Here is a 639-nt window from a genome sequence, read left to right on the forward strand (position 1 = left end):
TCCACCCCCGCCAGCCCGGCGGATGCCACATCACCGGCTCCACGCCCGTCCCCCACCAGCCAGTAGTGCTCCCGCTGGAAGGCATACGTCGGCAGATCCGAGATATGGGCGGGCAGAGCCGTGGCACCGAACAGGGCGCCGAAGTCGATGCGTACGCCTGCCACGTGCAGGTGAGCGACGGCGGCCATCAGCGCACGGAGTTCGTCGCCCTCCCGCCGCAGTGACGGCACCACCACGGGCCCTTCGGCCGCCTCTCCCGGCAGACAGTCCCCGACCATCGCGGACAGCACCGCATCCGGCGCCAACTCCAGGTACGTGCTGACGCCATAGTCGGCAAGCGCCCGCACACCATCCGCGAACCGCACCGCCGAACGCACATGCTCCACCCAGTACTCGGAGGAACGCACCATCTCTGCGTCTGCTAGCTGCCCGGTCACGTTGGAGACCAGGGGGATCAGCGGTGCGGCGAAGGACACGTCGGCGATCGCCTCCCGGAACTCCTGCAGCATCGGCTCCATCCGGGCGGAATGGAACGCATGCGAGACCGCCAGACGCCTCGTCCGGCACCCCTGCTCCGACAGCTCCCGCGCCACCCGCAACACCGGCTCCTCATCACCGGAAATCACCACCGCAGCAGGG

The 639-nt window shown here is 69.2% G+C and carries 1 protein-coding gene; it reads right to left on the reverse strand.

All coding sequences use genetic code 11. The features are described 5' to 3' along the window. Positions 1-626: acyltransferase domain-containing protein (locus NP777_RS47080; protein ID WP_256656352.1), on the reverse strand; the 626-nt coding region annotated here is incomplete at its 3' end. Positions 627-639 lie beyond the last annotated feature (13 nt).

This window comes from Streptomyces rugosispiralis (genome assembly GCF_024505145.1).
Lineage (GTDB): Bacteria > Actinomycetota > Actinomycetes > Streptomycetales > Streptomycetaceae > Streptomyces > Streptomyces rugosispiralis.